This is a genomic window from Aliivibrio thorii (assembly GCF_057368585.1).
Map to the genome: position 1 here is coordinate 2,910,236 of NZ_CM170654.1, position 24,483 is coordinate 2,934,718.

The 24,483-nt window shown below is 40.7% G+C and carries 25 protein-coding genes and 1 pseudogene; 5 read left to right on the plus strand and 21 right to left on the minus strand.

All coding sequences use genetic code 11. The features are described from left to right. The first annotated feature begins 73 nt into the window (after positions 1 to 73). Positions 74 to 1,465 carry a uracil-xanthine permease family protein gene (locus AC2IP4_RS13425; RefSeq protein WP_486310407.1) on the plus strand — a complete coding sequence of 464 codons (1,392 nt, stop codon included), beginning with the start codon at positions 74 to 76 and terminating at the stop codon, positions 1,463 to 1,465. Between the two features lie 461 nt (positions 1,466 to 1,926). Here the strand turns inward: AC2IP4_RS13425 and envZ are convergent, their stop codons facing one another. Continuing rightward, positions 1,927 to 3,234, minus strand: coding sequence for a two-component system sensor histidine kinase EnvZ (envZ, locus tag AC2IP4_RS13430; protein WP_375321535.1), 1,308 nt, complete (start codon positions 3,232 to 3,234; stop codon positions 1,927 to 1,929). A gap of 410 nt (positions 3,235 to 3,644) precedes the next feature. Beyond that, on the minus strand, positions 3,645 to 4,364 hold the full coding sequence (gene ompR / locus AC2IP4_RS13435) for an osmolarity response regulator transcription factor OmpR (protein ID WP_105056699.1): 720 nt from the start codon (positions 4,362 to 4,364) through the stop codon (positions 3,645 to 3,647). Between the two features lie 211 nt (positions 4,365 to 4,575). Between ompR and AC2IP4_RS13440 the strand changes: the two genes are divergently transcribed. Then, entirely contained in the window at positions 4,576 to 5,316 is a 741-nt protein-coding gene (locus AC2IP4_RS13440) for a ParA family protein (RefSeq protein ID WP_486310408.1), read from the plus strand. Between the two features lie 21 nt (positions 5,317 to 5,337). Here the strand turns inward: AC2IP4_RS13440 and pyrE are convergent, their stop codons facing one another. Together pyrE and rph are read right to left on the minus strand one after the other, a co-directional pair. Beyond that, a complete protein-coding gene (gene pyrE, locus AC2IP4_RS13445; RefSeq protein WP_130045090.1) occupies positions 5,338 to 5,979 on the minus strand; it encodes an orotate phosphoribosyltransferase in 642 nt (213 codons plus the stop codon). Between the two features lie 429 nt (positions 5,980 to 6,408). After that, positions 6,409 to 7,125 (minus strand): ribonuclease PH, encoded by a 717-nt coding sequence (gene rph / locus AC2IP4_RS13450; protein WP_061004968.1) that lies wholly within the window; start codon positions 7,123 to 7,125, stop codon positions 6,409 to 6,411. 170 nt (positions 7,126 to 7,295) lie between these two features. On the opposite strand from rph, the gene AC2IP4_RS13455 reads away from it, so the two are divergent. Further along, on the plus strand, positions 7,296 to 8,159 hold the full coding sequence (locus AC2IP4_RS13455) for a YicC/YloC family endoribonuclease (RefSeq protein WP_375321533.1): 864 nt from the start codon (positions 7,296 to 7,298) through the stop codon (positions 8,157 to 8,159). A gap of 107 nt (positions 8,160 to 8,266) precedes the next feature. Here the strand turns inward: AC2IP4_RS13455 and ltrA (AC2IP4_RS13460) are convergent, their stop codons facing one another. The 3 genes from ltrA (AC2IP4_RS13460) to AC2IP4_RS13470 all read right to left on the minus strand — a co-directional run bounded on the left by ltrA (AC2IP4_RS13460) (position 8,267) and on the right by AC2IP4_RS13470 (position 11,791). Further along, on the minus strand, positions 8,267 to 9,502 hold the full coding sequence (gene ltrA, locus AC2IP4_RS13460; protein ID WP_486310409.1) for a group II intron reverse transcriptase/maturase: 1,236 nt from the start codon (positions 9,500 to 9,502) through the stop codon (positions 8,267 to 8,269). 836 nt (positions 9,503 to 10,338) lie between these two features. After that, complete coding sequence (locus tag AC2IP4_RS13465; RefSeq protein WP_375321388.1) at positions 10,339 to 10,581, minus strand: YecH family metal-binding protein; 243 nt, start codon at positions 10,579 to 10,581, stop codon at positions 10,339 to 10,341. An 844-nt stretch (positions 10,582 to 11,425) separates the two neighbouring features. Beyond that, positions 11,426 to 11,791 (minus strand): DUF4145 domain-containing protein, encoded by a 366-nt coding sequence (locus AC2IP4_RS13470; RefSeq protein WP_375321389.1) that lies wholly within the window; start codon positions 11,789 to 11,791, stop codon positions 11,426 to 11,428. A 339-nt stretch (positions 11,792 to 12,130) separates the two neighbouring features. Between AC2IP4_RS13470 and AC2IP4_RS13475 the strand changes: the two genes are divergently transcribed. Next, positions 12,131 to 12,463 (plus strand): DUF2500 domain-containing protein, encoded by a 333-nt coding sequence (locus AC2IP4_RS13475; protein WP_105056953.1) that lies wholly within the window; start codon positions 12,131 to 12,133, stop codon positions 12,461 to 12,463. A gap of 16 nt (positions 12,464 to 12,479) precedes the next feature. Beyond that, positions 12,480 to 14,561, plus strand: coding sequence for an ATP-dependent DNA helicase RecG (gene recG, locus AC2IP4_RS13480; RefSeq protein WP_486310410.1), 2,082 nt, complete (start codon positions 12,480 to 12,482; stop codon positions 14,559 to 14,561). A 116-nt stretch (positions 14,562 to 14,677) separates the two neighbouring features. On the opposite strand, the gene AC2IP4_RS13485 is transcribed toward recG, so the two are convergent. From AC2IP4_RS13485 to gspG, 14 genes and pseudogenes are all read right to left on the minus strand, one after another. Next, on the minus strand, positions 14,678 to 14,884 hold the full coding sequence (locus AC2IP4_RS13485) for a hypothetical protein (protein ID WP_486310411.1): 207 nt from the start codon (positions 14,882 to 14,884) through the stop codon (positions 14,678 to 14,680). Positions 14,885 to 14,896: 12 nt separating this feature from the next. Further along, a pseudogene (locus AC2IP4_RS13490) lies at positions 14,897 to 14,977 on the minus strand (hypothetical protein); the annotation flags it as partial. A gap of 4 nt (positions 14,978 to 14,981) precedes the next feature. Next, positions 14,982 to 15,902 (minus strand): group II intron reverse transcriptase/maturase, encoded by a 921-nt coding sequence (ltrA, locus tag AC2IP4_RS13495; protein ID WP_486310412.1) that lies wholly within the window; start codon positions 15,900 to 15,902, stop codon positions 14,982 to 14,984. 849 nt (positions 15,903 to 16,751) lie between these two features. Beyond that, entirely contained in the window at positions 16,752 to 17,336 is a 585-nt protein-coding gene (gene nfuA / locus AC2IP4_RS13500; protein WP_045103146.1) for a Fe-S biogenesis protein NfuA, read from the minus strand. Between the two features lie 117 nt (positions 17,337 to 17,453). Then, on the minus strand, positions 17,454 to 18,272 hold the full coding sequence (gene cysQ / locus AC2IP4_RS13505; RefSeq protein ID WP_486310413.1) for a 3'(2'),5'-bisphosphate nucleotidase CysQ: 819 nt from the start codon (positions 18,270 to 18,272) through the stop codon (positions 17,454 to 17,456). 5 nt (positions 18,273 to 18,277) lie between these two features. Then, complete coding sequence (nudE, locus tag AC2IP4_RS13510) at positions 18,278 to 18,829, minus strand: ADP compounds hydrolase NudE (RefSeq protein WP_105056950.1); 552 nt, start codon at positions 18,827 to 18,829, stop codon at positions 18,278 to 18,280. A gap of 9 nt (positions 18,830 to 18,838) precedes the next feature. After that, a complete protein-coding gene (locus AC2IP4_RS13515) occupies positions 18,839 to 19,600 on the minus strand; it encodes a type II secretion system protein N (RefSeq protein ID WP_375321391.1) in 762 nt (253 codons plus the stop codon). Then, entirely contained in the window at positions 19,597 to 20,088 is a 492-nt protein-coding gene (locus AC2IP4_RS13520; protein WP_486310414.1) for a type II secretion system protein M, read from the minus strand. The genes AC2IP4_RS13515 and AC2IP4_RS13520 overlap by 4 nt, the downstream gene beginning before the upstream one ends. After that, positions 20,088 to 21,368 (minus strand): type II secretion system protein GspL, encoded by a 1,281-nt coding sequence (gene gspL / locus AC2IP4_RS13525; RefSeq protein WP_486306817.1) that lies wholly within the window; start codon positions 21,366 to 21,368, stop codon positions 20,088 to 20,090. The genes AC2IP4_RS13520 and gspL overlap by 1 nt, the downstream gene beginning before the upstream one ends. Then, positions 21,337 to 22,365 (minus strand): type II secretion system minor pseudopilin GspK, encoded by a 1,029-nt coding sequence (gene gspK, locus AC2IP4_RS13530; RefSeq protein WP_375321393.1) that lies wholly within the window; start codon positions 22,363 to 22,365, stop codon positions 21,337 to 21,339. Before gspK ends, gspL begins: the two co-directional genes overlap by 32 nt. Further along, positions 22,365 to 23,033 (minus strand): type II secretion system minor pseudopilin GspJ, encoded by a 669-nt coding sequence (gspJ, locus tag AC2IP4_RS13535; RefSeq protein WP_486310415.1) that lies wholly within the window; start codon positions 23,031 to 23,033, stop codon positions 22,365 to 22,367. Before gspJ ends, gspK begins: the two co-directional genes overlap by 1 nt. After that, positions 23,020 to 23,400, minus strand: coding sequence for a type II secretion system minor pseudopilin GspI (gene gspI, locus AC2IP4_RS13540; protein ID WP_375321395.1), 381 nt, complete (start codon positions 23,398 to 23,400; stop codon positions 23,020 to 23,022). Before gspI ends, gspJ begins: the two co-directional genes overlap by 14 nt. After that, complete coding sequence (gene gspH / locus AC2IP4_RS13545) at positions 23,393 to 23,986, minus strand: type II secretion system minor pseudopilin GspH (protein ID WP_375322829.1); 594 nt, start codon at positions 23,984 to 23,986, stop codon at positions 23,393 to 23,395. Before gspH ends, gspI begins: the two co-directional genes overlap by 8 nt. 31 nt (positions 23,987 to 24,017) lie before the next feature. Beyond that, the gene (gene gspG / locus AC2IP4_RS13550; protein ID WP_045103155.1) at positions 24,018 to 24,470 is read right to left on the minus strand and encodes a type II secretion system major pseudopilin GspG; all 453 of its coding nucleotides are present in this window, start codon (positions 24,468 to 24,470) and stop codon (positions 24,018 to 24,020) included. Between the last annotated feature and the right edge of the window lie 13 nt (positions 24,471 to 24,483).

A 24,483-nucleotide genomic window follows, 5' to 3' on the forward strand; every position in this document is an offset into this window, starting at 1 on the left:
TTGATGCCTTCTCACTTCATGCTCCCATTCAGCGAACCATGAAGACAACGTTATACAATTAGGAATATCGGCCATGACCGTTAAAAATAACACCACAAAACCATCTGAACTGATTTATCAATTAGATGAACGTCCACCGCTACCGCAAACTTTATTTGCTGCACTTCAGCATTTATTGGCGATGTTTGTCGCGATTATTACTCCCTCTCTGATCATTTGTCAGACACTTGGTGTTCCAGCAGCAGAAACTAATACCATCATTAGTATGTCTCTGTTCGCTTCTGGTATTTCTTCTTTTATTCAAATCAAAACCTTTGGCCCAATCGGCTCAGGCCTTCTTTCTGTTCAAGGCACAAGCTTTAATTTCTTAGGCCCTATCATTGCTGCAGGTCTGGCGCTTAAAGCTGGCGGTGCTGATATTCCAACCATGATGGCTGCCATTTTCGGTACTATCTTGATTGCTTCGACTGCTGAAATCTTCTTATCTCGCGTCCTTGAATACGCACAAAAAATCATTACTCCATTAGTATCTGGCATTGTCGTTACCTTAATAGGTTTAACGCTTATTCAAGTAGGCTTAGTTTCTATGGGGGGAGGTTATTCCGCTATGGGTGAAGGCACATTTGGTAGCTTAGACAAACTGGCGTTGGCTGGTACGGTATTACTTATCATAGTGGTTCTTAACCGTTCTACTAACCCTTACTTGCGTATGGCTTCTATCGTGATTGCGATGACAGTAGGTACAATCGCTGCATGGGCAATGGGGATGCTTAATACCAATATGGCTCACGACGCTGCATTAATCGCTTTACCAATTCCCATGCAATATGGTTTAGGTTTTGATTGGTCTTTATTTATTCCTCTGGTTCTAATTTTCTTAATCACCGCTTTAGAAGCGATTGGTGATATCACTGCAACGTCTGAAGTGTCAGGCCAACCAGTAAAAGGACCAGTATACATCAAGCGTATTAAGGGTGGCGTATTAGCCGATGGCATAAACTCAGCCATTGCAGCCGCATTTAACAGCTTCCCTAATTCAACGTTTAGCCAAAACAACGGCGTAATTTTGCTAACTGGTGTTGCTAGCCGTTATGTTGGTTACTTCATTGCGGGTATGTTGGTTATTCTTGGTTTATTCCCTGGAGTGGCAAGCATGGTGCAAATTATTCCAGAACCTGTTCTTGGCGGGGCAACGATTGTGATGTTCGGTACAATTGCGGCGGCAGGCGTGCGTATTATCTCTCGTGTTGAGCTAGATCGTCGTGCAATCCTAATCATGGCAATGTCTTTCTCTATGGGACTTGGCTTGGCACAAAAACCTGAAATCCTTCAGTTCATGCCTGAGATGATTAAAAATATCTTCTCATCAGGGGTAACTGCAGGTGGTGTGACAGCGATTATCTTAAATATCGTATTGCCGTATGCAGAAGTGAAAGAAGAAGCAAAACAAGATGTGGTTGTTTAAATAAAGGGACTAGGAGCAAGTTCGCTTCGCTCTAGGGACGAGTAAAAACGAAAAAGACCGCAGATGATTATTATCTACGGTCTTTTTATTTTTTACTAGGAACTATACGCTGCGCTGACTAGAGACTATAAGAGCGGACATGGTTGATGTGGTGAGTTTTTAGGCTTCAGGTGTACTCGCTTTTGATTTTAGCTCCTCCCCCTTACTAAGGGGGAGGCTGGGAGGGGGTCAAGAACTAACAGCGTATAAATTAAGTTAGCTATGAACTCAACTCCAGCTTCACCGCAATAACCCCTCCCTAGCCCTCCCCTTATCAAAGGGAGGGAACTGTATTGCGCACACTGCAAGCAAAGCGTTCTAAATTCGAGTTCTTTTCCTGAAACCTGGATCCTGCTTTTGCTCTCCCTCGCCCCTCGCCCCTCGAGCGAAGCGTCCTCGAATCTCGTCCCTACTCTTAATCTCTATCTCCCCAACGGCAACTCAACCTGAACCTTCAAACCACCTTCTCGACGGTTCGACAAGTTCACTTCACCTTGATGCTGAGTTACAATACGCTTAACTATCGCTAAACCTAATCCTGTACCTTCACTTCCTCGGGCGGTATCTCCACGAGTAAAAGGTTCGAAGACAGATTCTAGCTGTGCTTCATCGATACCGGGACCATTGTCTTCAATAATTACCCATACCGTTTTACGATCAGCAGATACTCTTGTCGTTACTGAGATTAAATCACCACCATAACGAATCGCATTAACGACTAAATTAGTAATAACTCGTTTTATCGCGATCCCATTACCATGGATAGGTTTTGGTATATCCACCAAGTTGGTTTTAATCTCTCGTTCATAACCACCCTCAGATAAAATCACTTCATTAACAATGGTATTAATATCAACATCAATAAAGTCTTGTTTCGCAACAGGCTTTAAATAATCCATAAATTGACCGATGATCTCATTACACTCTTCTGTGTCTTTGATCATACTTTCCGCTAGGTAATCATCTTGAGGTGACATCATTTCTGTCGCTAAACGAATCCGAGTTAATGGCGTTCGAATATCATGACTGACCCCTGCCATTAACAAAGCACGGTCTTGCTCTAGCTGTTGAATACCTTTGGACATTTGGTTAAAAGCTCGAGTTACTGCTTGAATCTCTGATGCCCCTCTTTCTGGTAATGGGTCAGGAATTTCACCTTTACCCACTTTACGAGCCGCAGTTTGAAGCGCCATGAGCGGTCTATTTTGAATTCGTATAAATGCCCAGCCACCAAGAATAACAAGTAAGGCTATGATTAAGCTGTTTCTAAATAAGGGGGCAAAGTCTTCTTCTTGTAATTCAGAAAGAGGAATTCGCATATAATATTCAGGCATAGCGTCACTCTTCATCCATAAAACATAGCTATCAGCACCTAAAATTAAACGAACTTCAGTGGGTGAATCTAACTCTTGTGTCATTTCTTCACTCAGAAAAGCGATTGGGCTAGCTTGGTAATATTCTCTTAACTCAGGATCATTCTCAGAATGAATACTCACCCCTAATTGCTCTAATAATTGGCGACGTAAAGGCTGATCTAAATGAATATTTTCTCCATCATCCAAAGTAACGTCTTCTGACAGCATCAAGCGCACCTCATAAGCTAAGATCCGATTAAACTGCTGTAAACTTGGTAATAGTGCATAGTTAAACACAGCAAGATAAGAAAATATTTGACTAGCAATGAGAAGTGATGCGAGGAGTAATAGTGTTCTGGCGAAGGTACTTTTCATGGGAGTTCTCGTGGTTGTTAATTTGAAGAGAGCAAGAGCTGAGTTCGGTTTCTTTTTGCTCTTCCTGAAACCTGAACCCTGAGACCTCGCTTTTTGCTCTTATAGGAGCTAAGCGGTCTAGTTAGCTCAGCGTATAGTCTCTAGTTTCAAACTCAATACTCACAACGACAAAGAACGGTTCTCCCCCTTTTTCACTATAATCATGAGATCGATATAGTCAATACAAGGGGGAGTTAGAGGGGGTTGGTTATACTATTTACAACCCCTCCTAGCCTCCCCTTATATCAACAATGACTACCAAGTAGCATTAGTGAACAAGGGGAGGAACTGTATTTTACACGCTGCAATTACAACGATCGCCTCTGAAATCTGCAAGGGAGCTTGCGACCGTTCTAAACTCTGCTTTATTCCTATGCTTCTGCCCCATCAGGAACAAACACATAACCTAATCCCCATACCGTTTGAATATAACGAGGACGGCTTGGATCTTCTTCAATCATACGGCGAAGACGAGAAATTTGAACATCGATAGAGCGTTCCATTGCTGAATATTCACGACCACGAGCCATGTTCATTAACTTATCGCGCGACATTGGTTCTCGCATGTTCGTTACCAATGATTTAAGTACTGCAAACTCACCAGATGTTAGTGGCATCGGCTCTTCGTTGCGGAACATTTCACGCGTACCTAAGTTTAAACGGAACTCGCCAAACTCAACCATTTTATCTTCAGCACTTGGCGCTCCCGGCGCTTCAATAACTTGACGACGTAAAACTGCACGAATACGCGCTAACAGTTCACGTGGGTTAAATGGTTTTGGTAAGTAATCATCTGCACCTACTTCTAAACCAACAATACGATCAATCTCATCGCCTTTTGCTGTCAGCATTAGAATTGGCAGCATATTATTATTACTACGCAAACGACGACAAATAGATAATCCATCTTCGCCCGGTAACATTAAGTCCAATACCATTAGGTGGAACGTTTCTCGTGCCAACAGGCGATCCATTTGTTCGCTATTTGCCACACTACGAACTTGGAAGCCTTGCTCTGATAAATAACGCTCCAATAAAGAACGAAGACGAGCATCATCATCAACAACTAAAATCTTATGGTTTTCTTGCATGGGCTTAACCTCAATATATGTCTTATTTCAGTTTACTCATAAGTGAGCGCAAAAGAAGAACTATTTCATGAAAAGTGAGAGGTGAAATTGTTACTTTTTATGTAACAGATTCAAATTTTACGTATAAAATAAAGTATTAGGATAGATTTACATGTCATATTGGCTACTTAGTTAATAAAAATTATGAGCACGATAGATTAGTGAGTAAAATATGTTAGTCGGCTATAAACGTTCACAATGTAAAAAGGTTCTTGTCATCAACCGTAAAGGTGGTGCCGGAAAATCAACCTTTGCAATTGCAATGGCGTCTTTTTATGCCCATCAAAATATTAAAACCGAAATTATTGACCTTGACCCTCAAGGAACCAGTCATTTCTGGGGCAGTAAAACAGAGGGAGTGAGAACAACTAAGTTCTTACCCTCTTCTAATGTTCCTTTCTCTCTGGCTTTACGATTAGAGGCTGACACCAGAATTACGGTCATTGATTCTCCCTCTAACTTCAGCCAATTTGAAATGGAAAAATATATCTCGATGGTGGATAAAATCGTCTTTCCAGTTCAACCCTCACCGATTGATGTCCACTCTATGCTAGGGTTTATTAAAGACTTAATTAAATCGCCTGCTTTTAGAAACAATAAAGTTGAGTTGGCATTTGTTATTACTCGCTGCAAAGAAGATAAACAAGGCACTGAGTTTGTTCATAAAGTATTGCAACACATGAAGTACCCGCTATTAGGTACTATGTCTGAGAGTCAGGCGTATCAAAATATGTTTTCTGAAAAGAACAGTTTTTTGATTAACCATCCTGAATTAGATAAAGAACTTTGGCAGAAGATGAAACAATGGCTTAATGTCGATATGACGCCACCACAAACGCCAGCCCTAGAAACAAAAAAAGTGGCTGAGCCAAAGCCAACCACTTATCGTTCTTTACTTAAAAAACGCTATTAACACATTTGTTTGAATCTACAGTTAGATACCAAACTCAGCACGGTACGCTTTTACCGCTTCAAGTTGCTCTGCGTTACCGCCTTTTTCTTCTAAGAAAGAAATCAGGTCAGTTAAGCTTACGATTGAGATAATTGAACAGCCAAAATCACGTTCAACTTCTTGAATCGCAGATAACTCACCCTTGCCTTTTTCTTGGCGATCGATTGCCACAAGAACACCAGCAAGATCAGCACCGTTTGCTTGGATAATTTCCATTGATTCACGGATTGCAGTACCTGCTGTAATCACGTCATCCACTAACATGATACGACCTTCAAGTGCGCTACCCACTAGGTTGCCACCTTCACCGTGATCTTTTGCTTCTTTACGGTTAAAGCAGTATGGCTTGTCTGTATCATGGTGATCCGCTAACGCTACCGCTGTGGTTGTCGCGATTGGGATACCTTTATACGCTGGGCCGAATAATACATCGTAATCAATACCTGAATCTGCCAATGCTGCCGCGTAAAAACGACCTAGACGCGCTAGATCACGACCGGTATTAAATAAGCCAGCGTTGAAAAAATATGGGCTTGTGCGACCTGACTTTAAAGTAAACTCACCAAATTTTAGTACTTCTTTCTCAAGGGCAAATTCAATAAACTCACGCTGGTATGCTTTCATTTTCATTCTCTCTTTTTGGTTAATAATTTATAACTTTCAAATTGGTAAGAGCAGGTTTCAGGTCGCTACGCTTACAGGGTTCAGAGGTGAATGTTGTTATCATAGCGACAAAGAATAGTTCTCCCCCTTTTATTACTATTACTATGAGATCAACATAGTTAATACAAGGGGGAGTTAGAGGGGGTTGGTTATGCTGTTTTTACGTTATTCAGATAAACCGAACTTCATCATTTACAACCCCTCCTAGCCTCCCCTTATATTGGCATTGAAAACCAAGTCACATTTGCGAACAAGGGGAGGAACAGTATTGTGAACACAGCAATAACAACGATCGCCCCTGAACTCTGCAAGGGAGCTTGCGACCGATCTGAACTCAGCTCTTAAAACACATAAAAAAATAGCCCCTGAATCAGGAGCTATAAAAATCAATTATTCGGCCAACGCCGCTTTCTGCTTCTCAATGATATCATTGATGCCCTGTTGCGCCAGAGCCAGCATGTCTAACAACTCTTGATGAGAGAACGGCGCTTCTTCTGCCGTGCCCTGCACTTCAATCATCTTACCGTCTTCCATCATTACGACGTTCATATCGGTATCAGCGGCTGAGTCTTCTAAATACTCAAGGTCACAAATCGCTTCGCCGTTGTAGATACCAACAGAAACTGCAGCAACATGGCCTTTCATAGGGTTCGTCTTTAACTTGCCCGATGCAATCATGTGATTGATAGCGTCTGCTAATGCAACACTTGCGCCAGTGATAGAAGCAGTACGTGTACCGCCATCCGCTTGGATAACATCACAATCGACCGTGATCATTTGCTCACCTAATGCTTCTAGGTCAACAGCAGCACGAAGGCTACGAGCGATCAGACGTTGGATTTCCATCGTACGACCACCTTGCTTGCCACTTGCCGCTTCACGACGGTTACGAGTGTGCGTCGCGCGAGGTAACATGCCGTATTCAGCCGTTACCCAACCTTTACCTTTGCCTTTTAACCAGCGAGGAACATTTTCTTCAACACTTGCAGTACAAATTACTTTTGTATTACCAAATTCAACTAATACAGAACCTTCTGCGTGTGCAGTAAAGTTACGAGTAAGAGTAATTGGACGGACTTGCTGAGCTGTTCTTCCGCTAGGACGCATGGCAGATACCTTAATTATGACAAATTGTCGGCGATTATACCGAACTCCCATAATAAAGCATAGCGCCGTTTCTTTCATCGACTCTACTTACTTCCTAAAGCGCTTATCTGCTATAGTATGCCCAATATTTTATTCATCATCCTTCCTATTGATGATTTGAGGACGCTTACATGATCTACAGTATGACAGCTTACGCACGCCGTGAAGTAAAAGGCGATTGGGGAACGGCTGTGTGGGAAATCCGCTCAGTAAACCAACGCTATTTAGAAACGTATTTCCGCATGCCAGAACAATTCCGTGGTTTAGAACCTGTATTACGTGAGCGTTTTCGTAAGCGTCTTGCTCGCGGTAAAGTGGAATGTCACTTACGTTTTGAAGCAAACAACGCAGCAAATAGCGAATTAAGAATCAATGAAGACCTTGCTCGCCAAGTAATTAAAGCGGCACAGTGGGTAAAAACTGAATCTGGCGAAGGCGGTATTAACCCTTTCCAAGTTCTTCAATGGCAAGGTGTGATGGAAGCGCCTGAACAAGATTTCGACTCTATCAATAAAGAATTATTGGCGGAATTTGAACTGGCTGTGAATGATTTTGTTGAAGCACGTGCGAGCGAAGGCGAAAACATGAAAGCACTGATCGTTCAGCGTTTAGATGCGATCACAGAAGAAGCAGCAAAAGTTCGCGCTCGTATGCCTGAGATTCTAGAATGGCAACGTAACCGTCTGCTAACTAAATTTGAAGATGCGAAAATTGAATTAGATTCTTCTCGTGTTGAACAAGAGCTTATTCTTCTTGCTCAAAAATCTGACGTAGCTGAAGAATTAGACCGTTTAGATTCACACGTAAAAGAAACCACTAATGTAATGAAAAAAGGCGGCGCTTGTGGCCGTAAACTTGATTTCATGATGCAAGAATTTAACCGTGAAGCGAATACGCTAGCGTCTAAATCTATTAGCACAGACATCACAGCATCGGGTGTTGAGTTAAAAGTACTTATCGAACAAATGCGCGAGCAAATTCAGAATATAGAATAATCAGTTCTGATCATCGCTTACATCGAGTAGGGTGAGGCTTTTGCCTCATCCCTCTCACAGAACCGTACGTACGGACCTCGTATACGGCTCCTGCAATTTACTATTTCTTAATAAAAAGAAGCGAGTACACCTGTTTTAACTTCGTCTATTGAATACAAGCCTAGATTTTTGAACCACTGATTAGGCATCGCATAGCTTGCTAACGGACTCGCACTGTTTCGCCATGAGTCCATTTTTATGGACTTAAATGGCGGTTTGTACTTTAGTTGCTTAAGACGACGATGCAATCTGCACCGCTTCTTCCACAAACTCATTTGTACCGCTCGCAATCTCCGCCTTATCCAAGCCGCAAGGCTTTTCAGTGTGCTCGTAATATTGGCTATTTTGAAGTAGTTTACAAACCCTCTGAGCACTGGATTCAGTTGCTTTAGCACTCTCGCTAAATTCAATCCTCCATTACGCTTGGTGAGTTGTCTTACTTTCGCTTTTAATGTTTTGAGCTTCTTTTCTTGAATTGCCGTGTAATTTGTAAAAATTTCCACTCCCAAGAATTTAATACCTGTATCGCTATGTGCTATATGGGTTTTCCGCTCATTCACTTTAAGTTTTAGCGTTACTTCTAAAATATGGCTAGCTACTTTTAATGCATTCTCTGCACCCTTTTTCGAGGTGCAGAATATCAAAATGTCATCCGCGTATCGCACTATTCGATGCTTACGCCTCATCATTTCTTGATCGAATTCATCTAAGTAGATATTAGCAAGTAGTGGACTAATCACCCCACCTTGTGGACTGCCTATTACACTATTCTGCCAGTTTTCACCAACCATGACTCCACTTTTTAGAAATTGACGGATCAAGCCTAAGATACTGCCATCCACGATGCGCTTTCGCACGAACTTGATTATCAGATCGTGGTCAAGCATGTCAAAGCATTTAGACAGATCCATATCAACAACATGCCGCTTATTATATTTACGTATAAAGAGTGTAGCTTTGCTGATGGCTTGATGACAGCTTCGCCCAACCCGATATCCATAACTGGATGGATGAAAGTTTGGGTCAAATATGGGAGTCATTATATTCGTTAAACATTGTTGAACAATTCGGTCTCGAACTGTGGGGATCCCCAATAACCTGATACCGCCATCGTCTTTGGCGATCTCAACTCGTTTTACGGGCCGCGCTTGATAGCGCTTTTCTTGTAGTTCAAGTAATAGTTTTCTGAGCTCTACTTCCAAATTTTGTGTGAAATCATCGATACGCTGCCCGTCAATACCAGCTGCGCCTCCATTCTTTCTCACTTGTTTGTATGCCACGTAAAGCGCTTGCAGTGATAGCATGCGCCCGTAAAGGCTATAGTGTACTCTCAAATTATTATCTCACATCACCTGCTGCTGACTTTATTTATGTTGGTTAGGTTTATTTCGTTGTCGCGTTAAGTTTTCTAGCAAGGCTACGCCCTTTTATTCGCAATATGCTTAACCGCCTCTATGCCTCTAGTAAAGAGAAACACTTACTCCCCGTGCCCAGTTCTATTCACAGCTTTAGTATCACCCTTAGCCATTAAAATAGAGACTTTACCTTATTTGGTAATTCGTGAACCCATCATAAATTACGTCACTTTAAGGTAATTTATAAATCACTTCCCCCCTTCGCAATCAATAAGTGCTTTTGGCTCAAATTGACTCTATCAGATATATTACTGATAGTCGGCTTGGTTTTGTCCTCCACACCATCACTGGCTTTCACAGGCCTAGCCTTACTCACTACTACGGGTTCATCTGCCACCTCACATCGGCATTAGATCTTGAGTTTCTTCTTGAATCTAAGCCACTTACTGACAATTAAGTTTAGATGCCAGGCTTCCCCAGTTATTGCACTGACTCCCTGTTAGATATGCCACCCTCAAGCACAGAATTGGTCTGACTAAGTATTGGGCTTCGCGCTATTTTGGACGCTTACCCACCAATCCCGCCGAAACAGGTTACGGTTAGTTGTGTACATCTAACTTCCTATGGCTTCCTTCAGACCCCACCGTTGGCCAGTGACGCCCTTGCCATTCAGATTGTCTTCCCCTTAGTCGGGGTGACTCTGCTATCTTGCAAGCAGACGGGTTTGCCAGCTTTGCTGGGCAAACAAAAAAGGCCGCATCAGTGCGGCCTTTTTTGTATGCAAATTAATGATTGCACATACGGTCAGGGTTTGCTGTTAAACCCGCACCAACTTCTACGATCTTTCTTTTAGATAAAAGAAACTCAAGTAATTCGTTTAAGCTTAAATCTTGCTGACTGCAAGTATGAAAACACACATCACTACCAAACTCTGTTTCTATCTTCTCTTCTAGGGCTAAACGAGAAAGAGGCTCAGGAACGTCCAATAAGAGATTTAGAACGACATGACCATGGATATCTTGTTTCATACTTTATTCTTCTTTAAAAAACGAAGTTGATAGCATAACAAAAGAATTACCCTCCCTTTATGATCAATCTCATTCATTTAAACACTTCATATAAGCCTCAGAATAAGAGCTAATTAATCACTCTAATAGTACCAACTTAGCAAAAGTACAAGTAGTTAAACAATTGCTGCTTTATCAAACAGCAACACAAAGAAAGATAATAAAAATAAATACATTAAAAAACAATAAGATAAAAACCTTAAATATTAATTTTATAAAAATAATGTCATTAAAGTTCACTTCTAAATATACTACTTAGATAAAAAAAATGACCTTATATGAGTTAATAATACAATTACTAGTAACAAAGAGATAAATATATAGTTTATGAAAAACAGAAAAGTAGAAGTCGAAGTCTATAGCAAGGTTAAAGCGCAAAATCACAAACAAACTATATGCTTAATTATTAAACCATAAAAAAGCCATATAAGCACATTAAAATCAATAGCTTATATTTATTTAACACAAAAAACACAGAATAAACCACAATACCAACAGACAAAAACACACCTTAACCAACAAGCAGACTGCTACTTTTGTCATAGAAAAGTTATTTTTTTAAGCTTTTGAGCATTACACACTTGATCAACAACCAAAAACGATGTTATTCTATTTATCAAGCAATGATTGAAGACATTAAAGGAGCATAGTAATGATTACTTCATCGCAAAAACAAGGACTTATGATGATCGCAGTAGTTGTTGGACTAATGACTCTGCCAATGATGTACTAATATACATTCAAATAAGTTTCTATAAAAAAACGGACGCATTTGCGTCCGTTTTTTTATATTTAAAATTTAAGTCTAAAATAAATTTACAATGTTATCCCAATGAATCAAATAGATAGCAACAGATATCAAAGTTGAAATCAAAACAATCCCTCCAACCAGTTTCCATAAAAAACGGCTTGCTCTTGGTGTTAAAATATCGTTCATTTCATTGCATGTTGCTTTGAAACTCGATTTATCTTCCAACCTATACCCTTCTTCATGCACTACCTTATTCCTCATAGTTGCAATAAAGCGTAATGTCCCGATCACTCCATGCGGTAAACGCTCCTCACAACTGGTGATAAGTTGATGAAGTCCTTTTCCTTCTGCGTGATAATGTGTCTTTAATAAAGATTCAATTTTTCGACTTTGTTTTACAACAAGATCAATATCAGACATATCACTCTCCTAATCTTTTTCTGAATGTCTCTTTTCTACTTTATACCACTCTCGCATCGATTTCTCTTACTGATCCTTAAGATTGCTTTAAGTTTCTAGATAAAAGGATAGGAGATAATGAGTCAATAGTATTCGAGCCAGATCCCAGTTCACACTTGATTTTTTTGATCTCAAAACAATATCGATAAAATAATCTGAAAACCCGCACAAACTGAACAAATACTCCTTATCTATCGATAAAGAAAAGTTAGAATGATGAGCAATAAAAGACGAGGACTTTTTAGCGTTATCCCTCACTCTCAACCCACTACGTACATACTCGCAAGTTTAAGGAAAATCATGCCAGTTACTTATATTATTCTTTTGCTCGTATTTATTTTGGTTGCTGCGATATTATTCCAGCGCTTTCAAACTAAATTTATTTTGGGTGATAACGCTCCCGAGATGAAAGCAGAGGTAACGATTCTAGATAAGCAAATAGTCGAAATCCCAGATACACAACCCGGAGAAGAAAACCAAGAGTTTTGGATATTCGTACAAAAAGGTAAATTCGGACCAAAAAGAGAATTTGAAATCGGCGTTCATTATTTTCATGCTTTAAATCCTGGAGATAAAGGTATAATGACCTATCAAGGGCGAAAATTTCATCACTTTGCTTTAAAGCGAGATTAACTCTAGGAAATTCACTATGACCAACGCAATGCTTTCTGCTATTCCATTAACCTCCCTTTCTGGTGTTGGAGCCAAAGTAGCAGAGAAGCTCGAAAAAATTGGGTTGGTCACTATTCAAGATCTCCTTTTCCACCTTCCTCTTCGTTATGAAGACAGAACTCGTGTTTATCCAATGGCACGAGTTCATTCTGGTTTATTTGCTGCCGTTCAAGGTAAAGTGATGTCCTGCGATATGCAATTTGGTAAACGGAAAATGCTGTTAGTCAAAATAAGCGACGGCAACGGAACCATTACCTTACGCTTTTTTAATTTTAATGCTGGAATGAAAAATAGTTTCAGCGAAGGAAAAGTGGTTCATGCCTATGGTGAAATTAAACGTGGCGGAAATGGCTTAGAGATCGTTCATCCCGAATATCAATTCCACACCCCTTCTAAATCTTTAGATATAGAAGCCACGTTAACACCAGTCTATCCAACCACAGATGGTTTACGTCAAAACACGCTACGTAGTTTGACCGACCAAGCATTGGAATTACTAGATAAAGCTGCCGTTACTGAGTTATTACCTCAAGGTTTGTACAACAACCAAATTACACTCAACCAAGCTTTGCATATTATTCATCGCCCAGATCCTTCAATTAACCTTGATGCATTTGATGAAGGAAAACACCCTGCACAACAACGTTTAATTATGGAAGAGTTATTGGCTCAAAACCTTTCGATGCTTTCAGTTCGTAGTAAAGGCCAACAAGAAAATGCCTTACCATTAGCAACAGTGGCAGATTTAAAACACAAACTATTAGCTCAATTACCTTTTACTCCAACAGGAGCTCAACAACGTGTTGTAGCGGAAATAGAGCAAGACTTAGCAAAACCACACCCAATGATGCGATTGGTTCAGGGAGATGTTGGTTCAGGTAAAACCTTAGTTGCCGCACTAGCAGCCGTACAAGCGATTGAACATGGCTATCAAGTCGTCTTAATGGCACCCACAGAATTATTAGCAGAGCAGCACGCAGTAAACTTTGGTAATTGGTTTGAAAGCATGGGCATTCCCGTTGGCTGGTTAGCTGGCAAACTGACAGGTAAAGCAAAAGAAAAAGAATTGGCTCGCATTGCCAATGGTGAAGCGAAAATGATAGTGGGCACTCACGCACTCTTTCAACAGCACGTTGAGTTTCATCATCTTGCTTTAGTCATTATTGATGAACAACATCGCTTTGGGGTAGATCAACGCTTAGAGCTACGAGAGAAAGGCGAGAAAGATGGCGCTTACCCACATCAATTAATCATGACTGCAACCCCTATTCCAAGAACCTTAGCAATGACAGCCTATGCTGACCTAGAAACTTCCGTTATTGATGAACTTCCACCAGGACGAACGCCAATTAAAACCATCGCTTTACCAGACACAAGACGCGATGAAATCGTCAATAAAGTCAGAAATGCCTGTATGAACGATGGGCGACAAGCGTACTGGGTTTGTACTCTAATCGATGATTCTGAAGTTCTTGAAGCACAAGCGGCTTCAGATACTGCTGACGCATTACGCTTACAGCTGCCTGAGTTGAATATTGGTTTAGTTCATGGTCGAATGAAATCAAAAGAAAAACAGCAAATCATGCAAGAATTTAAAGAAGGAAAGCTTCACTTGTTAGTGGCTACTACGGTTATTGAAGTGGGCGTTGACGTACCAAATTCTAGCTTAATGATCATAGAGAATCCTGAACGTTTAGGTTTAGCACAATTACACCAATTACGTGGCCGAGTGGGCCGAGGCTCAGTTGCAAGCCATTGTGTTTTGTTATATCACTCCCCATTATCGAAAACAGCTCAAAAGCGCTTAAGCGTTCTGCGCGAAAGTAACGATGGTTTTGTAATTGCTCAAAGAGATTTAGAAATCCGAGGACCGGGAGAATTACTGGGAACAAAACAGACAGGACTGGCTGATTTTAAAATTGCAGATTTAGTGCGCGACCAACATTTAATTCCTGAAGTGCAACGTATCGCTCGTCACTTACACGATAATTACCCTAGTAATGCCAAAGCCATAATTTTACGTTGGTTAGGAGAACGAGATATTTACTCCAATGCGTAAGTAAAAGAGTATTATCTAAATAGCAGAGACATCGAGTAGGGTGAGGCTTTTGCCTCATCCCTCTCACAGAACCGTACGTACGGACCTCGTATACGGCTCCTGCAATTTACTATTTCTTAATAAAAAGAAGCGAGTACACCTGTTTTAACTTCGTCTATTGAATACAAGCCTAGATTTTTGAACCACTGATTAGGCATCGCATAGCTTGCTAACGGACTCGCACTGTTTCGCCATGAGTCCATTTTTATGGACTTAAATGGCGGTTTGTACTTTAGTTGCTTAAGACGACGATGCAATCTGCACGGCTTCTTCCACAAACTCATTTGTACCGCTCGCAATCTCCGCCTTATCCAAGCCGCAAGGCTTTTCAGTGTGCTCGTAATATTGGCTATTTTGAAGTAGTTTACAAACTGGATTCAGTTACTTTAGCACTCTCGCTAAATTCAATCCTCCATTACGCTTGGTGAGTTGTCTTACTTTCGCTTTTAATGTTTTGAGCTTCTTTTCTTGAATTGCCGTGTAATTTGTAAAAATTTCCACTCCCAAGAATTTAATACCTGTATCGCTATGTGCTATATGGGTTTTCCGCTCATTCACTTTAAGTTTTAGCGTTACTTCTAAAATATGGCTAGCTACTTTTAATGCATTCTCTGCACCCTTTTTCGAGGTGCAGAATATCAAAATGTCATCCGCGTATCGCACTATTCGATGCTTACGCCTCATCATTTCTTGATCGAATTCATCTAAGTAGATATTAGCAAGTAGTGGACTAATCACCCCACCTTGTGGACTGCCTATTACACTATTCTGCCAGTTTTCACCAACCATGACTCCACTTTTTAGAAATTGACGGAGCAAGCCTAAGATACTGCCATCCACGATGCGCTTTCGCACGAACTTGATTATCAGATCGTGGTCAAGCATGTCAAAGCATTTAGACAGATCCATATCAACAACATGCCGCTTATTATATTTACGTATAAAGAGTGTAGCTTTGCTGATGGCTTGATGACAGCTTCGCCCAACCCGATATCCATAACTGGATGGATGAAAGTTTGGGTCAAATATGGGAGTCATTATATTCGTTAAACATTGTTGAACAATTCGGTCTCGAACTGTGGGGATCCCCAATAACCTGATACCGCCATCGTCTTTGGCGATCTCAACTCGTTTTACGGGCCGCGCTTGATAGCGCTTTTCTTGTAGTTCAAGTAATAGTTTTCTGAGCTCTACTTCCAAATTTTGTGTGAAATCATCGATACGCTGCCCGTCAATACCAGCTGCGCCTCCATTCTTTCTCACTTGTTTGTATGCCACGTAAAGCGCTTGCAGTGATAGCATGCGCCCGTAAAGGCTATAGTGTACTCTCAAATTATTATCTCACATCACCTGCTGCTGACTTTATTTATGTTGGTTAGGTTTATTTCGTTGTCGCGTTAAGTTTTCTAGCAAGGCTACGCCCTTTTATTCGCAATATGCTTAACCGCCTCTATGCCTCTAGTAAAGAGAAACACTTACTCCCCGTGCCCAGTTCTATTCACAGCTTTAGTATCACCCTTAGCCATTAAAATAGAGACTTTACCTTATTTGGTAATTCGTGAACCCATCATAAATTACGTCACTTTAAGGTAATTTATAAATCACTTCCCCCCTTCGCAATCAATAAGTGCTTTTGGCTCAAATTGACTCTATCAGATATATTACTGATAGTCGGCTTGGTTTTGTCCTCCACACCATCACTGGCTTTCACAGGCCTAGCCTTACTCACTACTACGGGTTCATCTGCCACCTCACATCGGCATTAGATCTTGAGTTTCTTCTTGAATCTAAGCCACTTACTGACAATTAAGTTTAGATGCCAGGCTTCCCCAGTTATTGCACTGACTCCCTGTTAGATATGCCACCCTCAAGCACAGAATTGGTCTGACTAAGTATTGGGCTTCGCGCTATTTTGGACGCTTACCCACCAATCCCGCCGAAACAGGTTACGGTTAGTTGTGTACATCTAACTTCCTATGGCTTCCTTCAGACCTCACCGTTAGCCAGTGACGCCCTTGCCATTCAGATTGTCTTCCCCTTAGTCGGGGTGACTCTGCTATCTTGCAAGCAGACGGGTTTGCCAGCTTTGCTGGGCAAACAAAAAAGGTGAGTACACACTCACCTTTTTAATGCATTGATTTAATTAGACTCTTAGTAGTAAGAGTGCTCACCACGATCATGCTCGGTTAAATCTTTAACGGCTGTCAGCTCACCTTCAAATTGAACTAGTAGTTCTTTTTCGATGCCTTCTTTTAAAGTCACATCTACCATTGAACAACCATTACAACCACCACCAAACTGAACAATCGCAATGCCTGCTTCAGTGATTTCCATCAGGCTAACATGACCACCATGGCCAGCAAGCTGTGGGTTAACTTGAGTTTGAATTGCGTATTCAACACGCTCAAACAAAGGTGCATCATCATTTACTTTACGCATTTTTGCGTTTGGCGCTTTCAATGTTAATTGAGAACCCATTTTATCAGTAACATAATCGATGTCAGCATCTTCAAGGAAAGGTAAGCTTAACTCATCAACATACGCTGATAATTTTTCAAATTTCAGCTCAGTGTCATTTGCTTCGATTGCTTCTGGTGGACAGTAAGATACGCCACACTCTGCGTTTTGCGTACCTGGATTAACCACGAATACACGAATGTTTGTCCCTTCTGGCTGTTGCGCTAGAAGTTTTGCAAAATGCTCTTGGGCACTTTCAGTAATATTGATTGAAGACACAAGTAATACCCGACTAAATTAGTATGATTAAGGATTGTACTCTGAAAAAGGAATATTTTCGAGTAGCGTTCTCAAATTATAGCAATCTTAATGATCAATTTATCAAGATTAGATCGATTATTTACACGTAAGAATTTTATTCCATGGTAAATTTTCATCACCTAATACGATAAAATTTGGATTCTCTAAAGACTCTCTTTCGTTATAAGAAAGAGGCTCAAGCTCAGTTGATAATATACGTCCCCCCGCTTCTTGAACAATGCATTGTGTTGCTGCTGTATCCCACTCACCCGTAGGGCCTAAACGTAAATAGCAATCTACTGCACCTTCTGCCACAAGACACGCTTTTAATGCCGCAGAACCTAAAGGAACTAAATCGTAATTCCATTCTGGACTCATACAACGCGTAATATTGTTAATGTTTTGACGACGACTGATAGCAATTGCGATTGGCTGCTTTTCTTCTTCATGCTTTAAAGTGCTAATACGGATACTTTCATCCATATCTGGAATTTTCCACGCACCCTTGCCTTCATAAGCATAATAAGTCACACCTGAAACGGGACCATAAACAACACCCATTACTGGGCGGTTATTTTCCACTAACGCAATGATCGTCGCAAAATCACCACTACGAGCGATAAATTCTTGCGTACCATCTAATGGGTCGACTAACCAATAACGATCCCACTGAGCACGCTGCTCTAATGCGATATCCGCATCTTCTTCTGACAAGATTGGAATATCTGGCGTCAGTTGAGATAGCTTTTCCATTATTAATTTATGAGCGGCTAAATCTGCACTAGTCACCGGAGTATCATCCGATTTAGTAAATTCTTCAAAATCACCTTTCTCATAAATATCGAAAATAAGCTGGCCAGACGCTCGTGCAATATTGATCACCTCAGGAAGCAGATGAGAAAGTGTAGAATCCATCAATATCACTCCTTTGCTAAAAATTGTTGAGCAAGCAATAACGCACTAATGCTTCTCGCTTCTGAAAAATCAAGATGATGCAATAGCTCTGACGCTTGCGCCAAAGGCCAACGAACAATATCTAACGGCTCAGGCTCATCACCCTCAAGTTGTTCAGGATATAAACCTTGAGCGACAAATAACGTCATCTTACTTGAGAAATAAGACGGCGCTAACACCAACTCTTTTAATGGTGCTAATGTTTCAGCACCAAATCCAATTTCTTCTTTTAACTCTCGGTTTGCGGCTTCTGATGGTGTTTCGCCTGGGTCAATGAGTCCTTTAGGAAAGCCTAACTCATAGCTTTCTGTACCCACGGCATACTCCCGAACTAATAATAGATCCCCCTGCTCGGTCACAGGAACCATCATCACAGCATGACGTCCACTCGGTTTCATTCTTTCGTAGGTTCGTTCAACCCCATTAGAAAAACGTAAATCTACCGATTCAATACAAAACAACTTTGATTGTGCTTCAACGCGTTTATCTAAAATTGTCGGCAATTGTTTTTTAGCCATTGTATTTCCTTACAAACGTCCTGAATAAGTTACTTTATATTGCCCTTTTGAATCCGGCTTGCCTAGCCATTTCAGCTGACTTCTTAAGCTGGAAGGGAAGTTTGCCTCAGGTTTGAACCATCCATTCACTTGATAAGAACGGTTAGAGCTCAATACCACATTAAACTGGCTAGCGACATCTTCTGATGATTGTTTGCTAATCAATGTAACTTTGTTATCAACACAAGTCACTTCTGCTATTGCCGTTTTAGGGTCAATATTACCCAACGGCGAAATAATTTTCCCGCCAGACCAAACCACTTCTCCACTTGCCTGCTTACACCAAGGCTGACCCTGTTGAAAAGACTTAACACTGATCTCTGCCTGACCCTGCAAAGAAACAGGCAATGCCATTGGTAATCGACTCATCACATTAGAGACAGGAAAAGAAACCACCATGTTCTCAGCGTAAGCTCCCATTGAAACACTATAACCAACAATACCTTTACCACGTAATTCCAATTCACTACCACGCCCAAAGCGCACAGAAAATACCGCATGCCCCTTTAAAATAGCAAATGGGTCAATCTGCCATTGAACTTGGCCATAGTTCACTCTTTGCCAAGAAAGAGAATCCACTTGTCCCTTCCAAGGTGTTCCTGATAATCCTGTTAACGATAAACCTCTTACTTTTGGTGCTTGCTCTACTACCCACTGAATCGGAATGTGTAATAAGGCACTAAAAGTAAAAAACGTAGAAAATACCGTCGCGATCAATAATTTAAATTTCATAATGCCTCTCGACTTAATTGCAGACGGTTCACTTCCACCACACCTTCCGTATCGGTTTTATTTAAATCTAAAAACTGAACATTGATGCCTTGAGAGTCTCGTAAGTACGCTAACCAATTTACCAACTTATTAAATGGAAGTGGTTTAACCCATACTTGCATTTGCTCGCCACGAGGTTGCATACGGATCAATTCAATCTTAAATTGACGAGTACTGCTTGGTATTACCTGATTCATTGGTCGAATTGCCGTTTGAGAGGTTGATGACGCCCCCCCTCTTAATGTCACAATCACATCGGCTTTCTTTTGTACCCACGTTAATAAACTTCTCTCACTATTGATTCGGTTTTGAGCAATTTCAGCGCGATCATTTAACGGCTTAATTCCACCCCAATACAATGCAGCAATCACTAACGCTATACTGCCACCACCAACCAAAACACGTTCACGTGGTGAGATACTTTGCCACCAGGTCATTAAGGCTTTCATTATTTTCTCCTAATAATAATCGCACCAAACACTTGGCCTTGATTTTTATTTAATTGACCTTGCTCAACGTCAAACTTGGTATTTAACTCTGACGTTAATTGCTCAAAATATGGGAAATCGGATGCACTTGCTTGTAGGCGTAATTCATCGCGTTTTCCATCAAATTTTAAACTCTGCAACTTCACTTGAGGTACTTTTATTAAATATGGCGTCAACTCTGACATCCACGCTAATAAGTCATCTCCATCCGAACCACCTTGTAAACGTGATTCTTCATTTTTCATTTGGGATTTCAAATAGCTCATGGTTGGGATCTTACGTTTTCCTGGGAACACATCCCTAAAAATGCGTTCGCTTTCAGCACGCAATGCAAGACTATGTTGTTCCAATTTTTGTACTTCTGAAACGTGTTGAGCAACAAAGGCCACCATAACCAAACCAAACGCTAAAATCACTTTTTGCCAAATTCGCCAATGCTTTCGCCATGACGATTGAGGACGGTATTTACCACTAAGTAGATTTACTCTCGATGTTAAAACACCTTCTGCAAGCAGTTGCATCACCAACTCTGGTGTTTCTTGAACATACTTTGTGTTTTCAATTTCAACCAAGCAAGGTGAGTAACTATGAAGCGCATAACACGGCACATCATCCACCTCATCACTTTCCTCTTGTTCTTCTTCCTTATCTTCTTGAACAACAATGCCATCGGCGGTTTGAACGGCATGTTTCACTAAGCCATTCAGCAGCATTGACAGCCATTCAGGTTCAGCGATAGCACCTTGATATTCACCATAACGTAATAACCATTGTTGATTTAACTCAACCATAGCGACACCATCTTGATGAGAAGGTAATGACAATACATCTGGAATAAGTCGTTTAGTCTGAATTCCAGCATCCGCTAGTAGAGATATCCATCTTTCCATTTTTTGATGTTCAACAACCGCAACTTGAGCTGTCTTGCTGTCTTTTTTCAAAATCACAATATGTAAGTCATCTACATCTTGCGCTAAATCATCTTCAATAATAAAAGGTAGCATAGAAGGAAACTGTCGAGCAGCCCCTTCAGGGATAGAGACTTCACGCAATAAAATATCGCTACTTGGTAACAGCACCGATACACTGCGTTGAGCACTGTATTGAGTTAATGACTCTAAGGTTTCAGAAGAGCTTAACTCTCCTGATGCAATCACTTCTTTATTTTCTGGTGACCAGACTATCCATTGAATGGGATCTGACGACTGACTATTCAGCCTTATTATCAGATGTTCGCTCATTCATTCCTCCATATTGGCGACGGATAACGTTCACCACTTTTTTATCACTGCTATGCAATAAAGAACGCACACGTACGCGCGAATCTTCTACTAATACTTGAGCATCTAACTCAAAAAACTGACTATCTACGGATAAATAGGCTTTTGCTTCTTTCTTTGTTTTTTCATCAACTTGGCTAATCGCAGATTCTGCTAAAAAATCATCAACACTTGCCCAGCCATCAAAAGGACGATTCTCTAATACTTCTTGAGCGTCATTATCACTTAAATTCGGGGAAAATAACGCCACTAATATTTTTGCCTGCTCTGGTTGCATTGTATTCACATTCAAATACCAATTCGCACTTGGTATTGCACATACAAAAGGAGAGACGGCATTAAACACTTCTGCAGTCACGCCATTAATCGCTCTCAATTCACTAACATCAGCAATCCAGCCGTTCGGTGCTAAATACGCAGGCTTAAACGATTGGTAAGTACTGTCTTCAACTCCAGTCATTGAACGGACAATATCGTCTTCATCCATAAACTCCCAACTGGAGTCTGCAATCACTTCTGCTAAATAATTATCTACCTCTACAGACTCCAATAAATTAATCCAAACTTTGACCAAAAATGGACGTTGAGAAGGATCAGTCTGTGGTTCTATATTGCTTAATGCATTTAAATTGAAACAAGCTTGCTTATCTTTAACGCTGCCTAGTGCTTCACCATAATCAAGTGGATAAGTCGTTTCTTCTGTTGCCCACATTTGGCTTAGATTAATGGTGTCGCCATCTTTGTATGCTTCTTCTATTCCTGCTTTTGCTAACGCTTCAACACCAATAGAGTACCAATAGGCTTGCTGATGATTTATTTGGTTTTCAGCTCGGTGAAATTGAATAAATAACCGCTCTGTCATTTGAGCAGCAATTGTCGCCATAATAGCCAGCAACAATAAGACAACGATTAATGCGACGCCTTTCTGTTTCCTCTGCGTTTTAGTGTGTATTGTCATTACCCGCCACTCTTAGTGTCATCATCATTCTGACCACTTTGATCCAGTTTATAGCCAGAGGTAAGATAAATTCGTTCGACGTCTCCATAATCTTTAAATGTCACAATCACTTTAATGGCTTTTGGTAATTGATCTTTTATTTCCCATTTCTTCTGCCATTTCTTGCCATCATAAAATTCAAATTTCAGTTCATCAATGCCATCAATTAATGGCGTTACTACTGGTTTCTGACCCACTGGAGTATCTGGGTAGCGCCACCATAATCGTTCAAGTTTATTCTCAACAACTCGATATCCGACTTTAGTAATTTCACCACGAGGAAAGGCCTGCTGCGGATTTTTCCATCCCAAACGAACAAATAGAATGCCTTGAGATTCTGAATCCAATAAATATTCGCCAGCTAAAAGAAGTTTTCCATCGGCCTTTTCTCCGTTAATTCTGAATTGGCGAGCAACTATTTGTCGAAAATCATTATCTAAAAAAACTAAGCTGCGTTGTAACGCTTTAATGCGATTACTCTTTTCTAATGACTGTTCATTGCTACGCTGAACTTGATTTACCACTTGATAAGCAGAAAAGCTTAAAGTGGCAAACACAGAAATTGCGACCATCACTTCAATAAGGGTAAAGCCGCGCGACTTTTTATGAGTAGAATTACGGCGCAACATAGGTTCTTACCGTTAATAAGGATGATTTTTGATCTTTGGTTGTTGCGACAGACACATCGACCGACTTTAAAATATCAGACGTCGTTTTTACTGGGGCAATAGTCCAATACCATGTTTGACCTGCCAATTCTGTCTCCCCTTTTTTTATCGAGGTTGGCGGTTTATCTAACATCATTAATACCATTTGGTTATCAACTACCATAGAGGCAAATGTTTTTTCTTCTAAATAACTTAACGTATTAATGTGCTGCGTCACTGAGCGAAGCACACTCAGCGCTGCGGTAGCAAAGATAGCCAGAGCAACCAAAACCTCAAGCAGAGTCATGCCTTTATTTAATGATCGATTACTTGATGAAGAGTTACTCATCAATTTCTTCTCCAGGCTTAATTAAAGTGATCAATCCCGATTCATCTACGTTAATTGTCCATGTTTTATCATCTAAATTGCCGCGCTCATTACTCGGTAAAAAACGAACAATAAACGGGGTCATTTCTCCACTTGATAACACCATCACTTGAGGAGGTTTCGGTTTTTTCTTTTCTTCAACATCCGCGAACATTTCTTCATCAAACAAAGAGCCGGGTTCAAATAAACGATCATCATCAGCCCATGCAGAACCGCCAAGTTCCATTTCAAATCGAGTGTCGTCTTCCATCTTCACTTCGGTAAAAAAGCGACTTTTCTCAAGAGGCTGCCAGCCATCTGATTTCAATGTCATAAAGCGATATTCTTGTCGCTCTTGATTAAAATAGATGCCGTAATCCATCCCGTTGAGTAAAGCGTCTTCATTAAGAAGTTGTACTAATTGATAAAAACGTGAGGCTTGCTCTTCAAGTTGGTCATCGCTACTTTCAGGCAAACTCATGATAACCGCCATCGAACTCACCGACAGCAGCACCAATACCAACATAATTTCGATTAGGGTAAACCCAACCTCACGTTTTATTTTCATCATTGCTCTTATCTAGCTATAAGCTCATGACTTATTGAAAGTCTTGCATGTTCCAGTTACCAATATCTGCATTCGCACCTTCACCACCTTCTTGACCATCTGCACCTAAAGAGAAGATATCAATCGTGCCGTTATCACCAGGGCTTAAGTACTGGTATTCATTGCCCCATGGATCATTTGGTAAACGACGAATGTAACCGTCAGCACGGTAATTACGAGGCTCAGGCGTTGCTGATGGCTTAGATACTAAGGCTTCTAACCCTTGATCTGTAGATGGGTACACACTGTTATCTAGCTTGTACATATCTAATGAGTTTTCTAGTGCCACGATATCAGTAATCGCTTTTTGTTGATCGGCCTTCTCTTTGTTACCCAGTAAGTTTGGAACAACTAAGCTCGCTAACACACCAAGAATAACGATAACAACCATAACTTCTAAAAGAGTAAAGCCGCCTTGTTTACGTTGAGCTGAATTGACTTGCATGGAATAACTCCTA

Excerpts from the sequence above, each read along its gene's own strand:
- AC2IP4_RS13475 (WP_105056953.1), top strand. The coding sequence starts at position 12,131 with ATGCCAGTTACTTATATTATTCTTTTGCTCGTATTTATTTTGGTTGCT.
- gspL (WP_486306817.1), bottom strand. The coding sequence starts at position 21,368 with ATGAGCGAACATCTGATAATAAGGCTGAATAGTCAGTCGTCAGATCCC.
- AC2IP4_RS13470 (WP_375321389.1), bottom strand. The coding sequence starts at position 11,791 with ATGTCTGATATTGATCTTGTTGTAAAACAAAGTCGAAAAATTGAATCT.
- AC2IP4_RS13515 (WP_375321391.1), bottom strand. The coding sequence starts at position 19,600 with ATGAAATTTAAATTATTGATCGCGACGGTATTTTCTACGTTTTTTACT.
- gspG (WP_045103155.1), bottom strand. The coding sequence starts at position 24,470 with ATGCAAGTCAATTCAGCTCAACGTAAACAAGGCGGCTTTACTCTTTTA.
- envZ (WP_375321535.1), bottom strand. The coding sequence starts at position 3,234 with ATGAAAAGTACCTTCGCCAGAACACTATTACTCCTCGCATCACTTCTC.
- ompR (WP_105056699.1), bottom strand. The coding sequence starts at position 4,364 with ATGCAAGAAAACCATAAGATTTTAGTTGTTGATGATGATGCTCGTCTT.
- pyrE (WP_130045090.1), bottom strand. The coding sequence starts at position 5,979 with ATGAAAGCATACCAGCGTGAGTTTATTGAATTTGCCCTTGAGAAAGAA.
- gspK (WP_375321393.1), bottom strand. The coding sequence starts at position 22,365 with ATGACAATACACACTAAAACGCAGAGGAAACAGAAAGGCGTCGCATTA.
- ltrA (WP_486310409.1), bottom strand. The coding sequence starts at position 9,502 with ATGCTATCACTGCAAGCGCTTTACGTGGCATACAAACAAGTGAGAAAG.
- AC2IP4_RS13485 (WP_486310411.1), bottom strand. The coding sequence starts at position 14,884 with ATGAGTTTGTGGAAGAAGCCGTGCAGATTGCATCGTCGTCTTAAGCAA.
- gspJ (WP_486310415.1), bottom strand. The coding sequence starts at position 23,033 with ATGTTGCGCCGTAATTCTACTCATAAAAAGTCGCGCGGCTTTACCCTT.
- recG (WP_486310410.1), top strand. The coding sequence starts at position 12,480 with ATGACCAACGCAATGCTTTCTGCTATTCCATTAACCTCCCTTTCTGGT.
- AC2IP4_RS13425 (WP_486310407.1), top strand. The coding sequence starts at position 74 with ATGACCGTTAAAAATAACACCACAAAACCATCTGAACTGATTTATCAA.
- ltrA (WP_486310412.1), bottom strand. The coding sequence starts at position 15,902 with ATGCTATCACTGCAAGCGCTTTACGTGGCATACAAACAAGTGAGAAAG.
- AC2IP4_RS13465 (WP_375321388.1), bottom strand. The coding sequence starts at position 10,581 with ATGAAACAAGATATCCATGGTCATGTCGTTCTAAATCTCTTATTGGAC.
- cysQ (WP_486310413.1), bottom strand. The coding sequence starts at position 18,272 with ATGGATTCTACACTTTCTCATCTGCTTCCTGAGGTGATCAATATTGCA.
- AC2IP4_RS13455 (WP_375321533.1), top strand. The coding sequence starts at position 7,296 with ATGATCTACAGTATGACAGCTTACGCACGCCGTGAAGTAAAAGGCGAT.
- gspH (WP_375322829.1), bottom strand. The coding sequence starts at position 23,986 with ATGAAAATAAAACGTGAGGTTGGGTTTACCCTAATCGAAATTATGTTG.
- gspI (WP_375321395.1), bottom strand. The coding sequence starts at position 23,400 with ATGAGTAACTCTTCATCAAGTAATCGATCATTAAATAAAGGCATGACT.
- AC2IP4_RS13520 (WP_486310414.1), bottom strand. The coding sequence starts at position 20,088 with ATGAAAGCCTTAATGACCTGGTGGCAAAGTATCTCACCACGTGAACGT.
- nudE (WP_105056950.1), bottom strand. The coding sequence starts at position 18,829 with ATGGCTAAAAAACAATTGCCGACAATTTTAGATAAACGCGTTGAAGCA.
- rph (WP_061004968.1), bottom strand. The coding sequence starts at position 7,125 with ATGCGTCCTAGCGGAAGAACAGCTCAGCAAGTCCGTCCAATTACTCTT.
- AC2IP4_RS13440 (WP_486310408.1), top strand. The coding sequence starts at position 4,576 with ATGTTAGTCGGCTATAAACGTTCACAATGTAAAAAGGTTCTTGTCATC.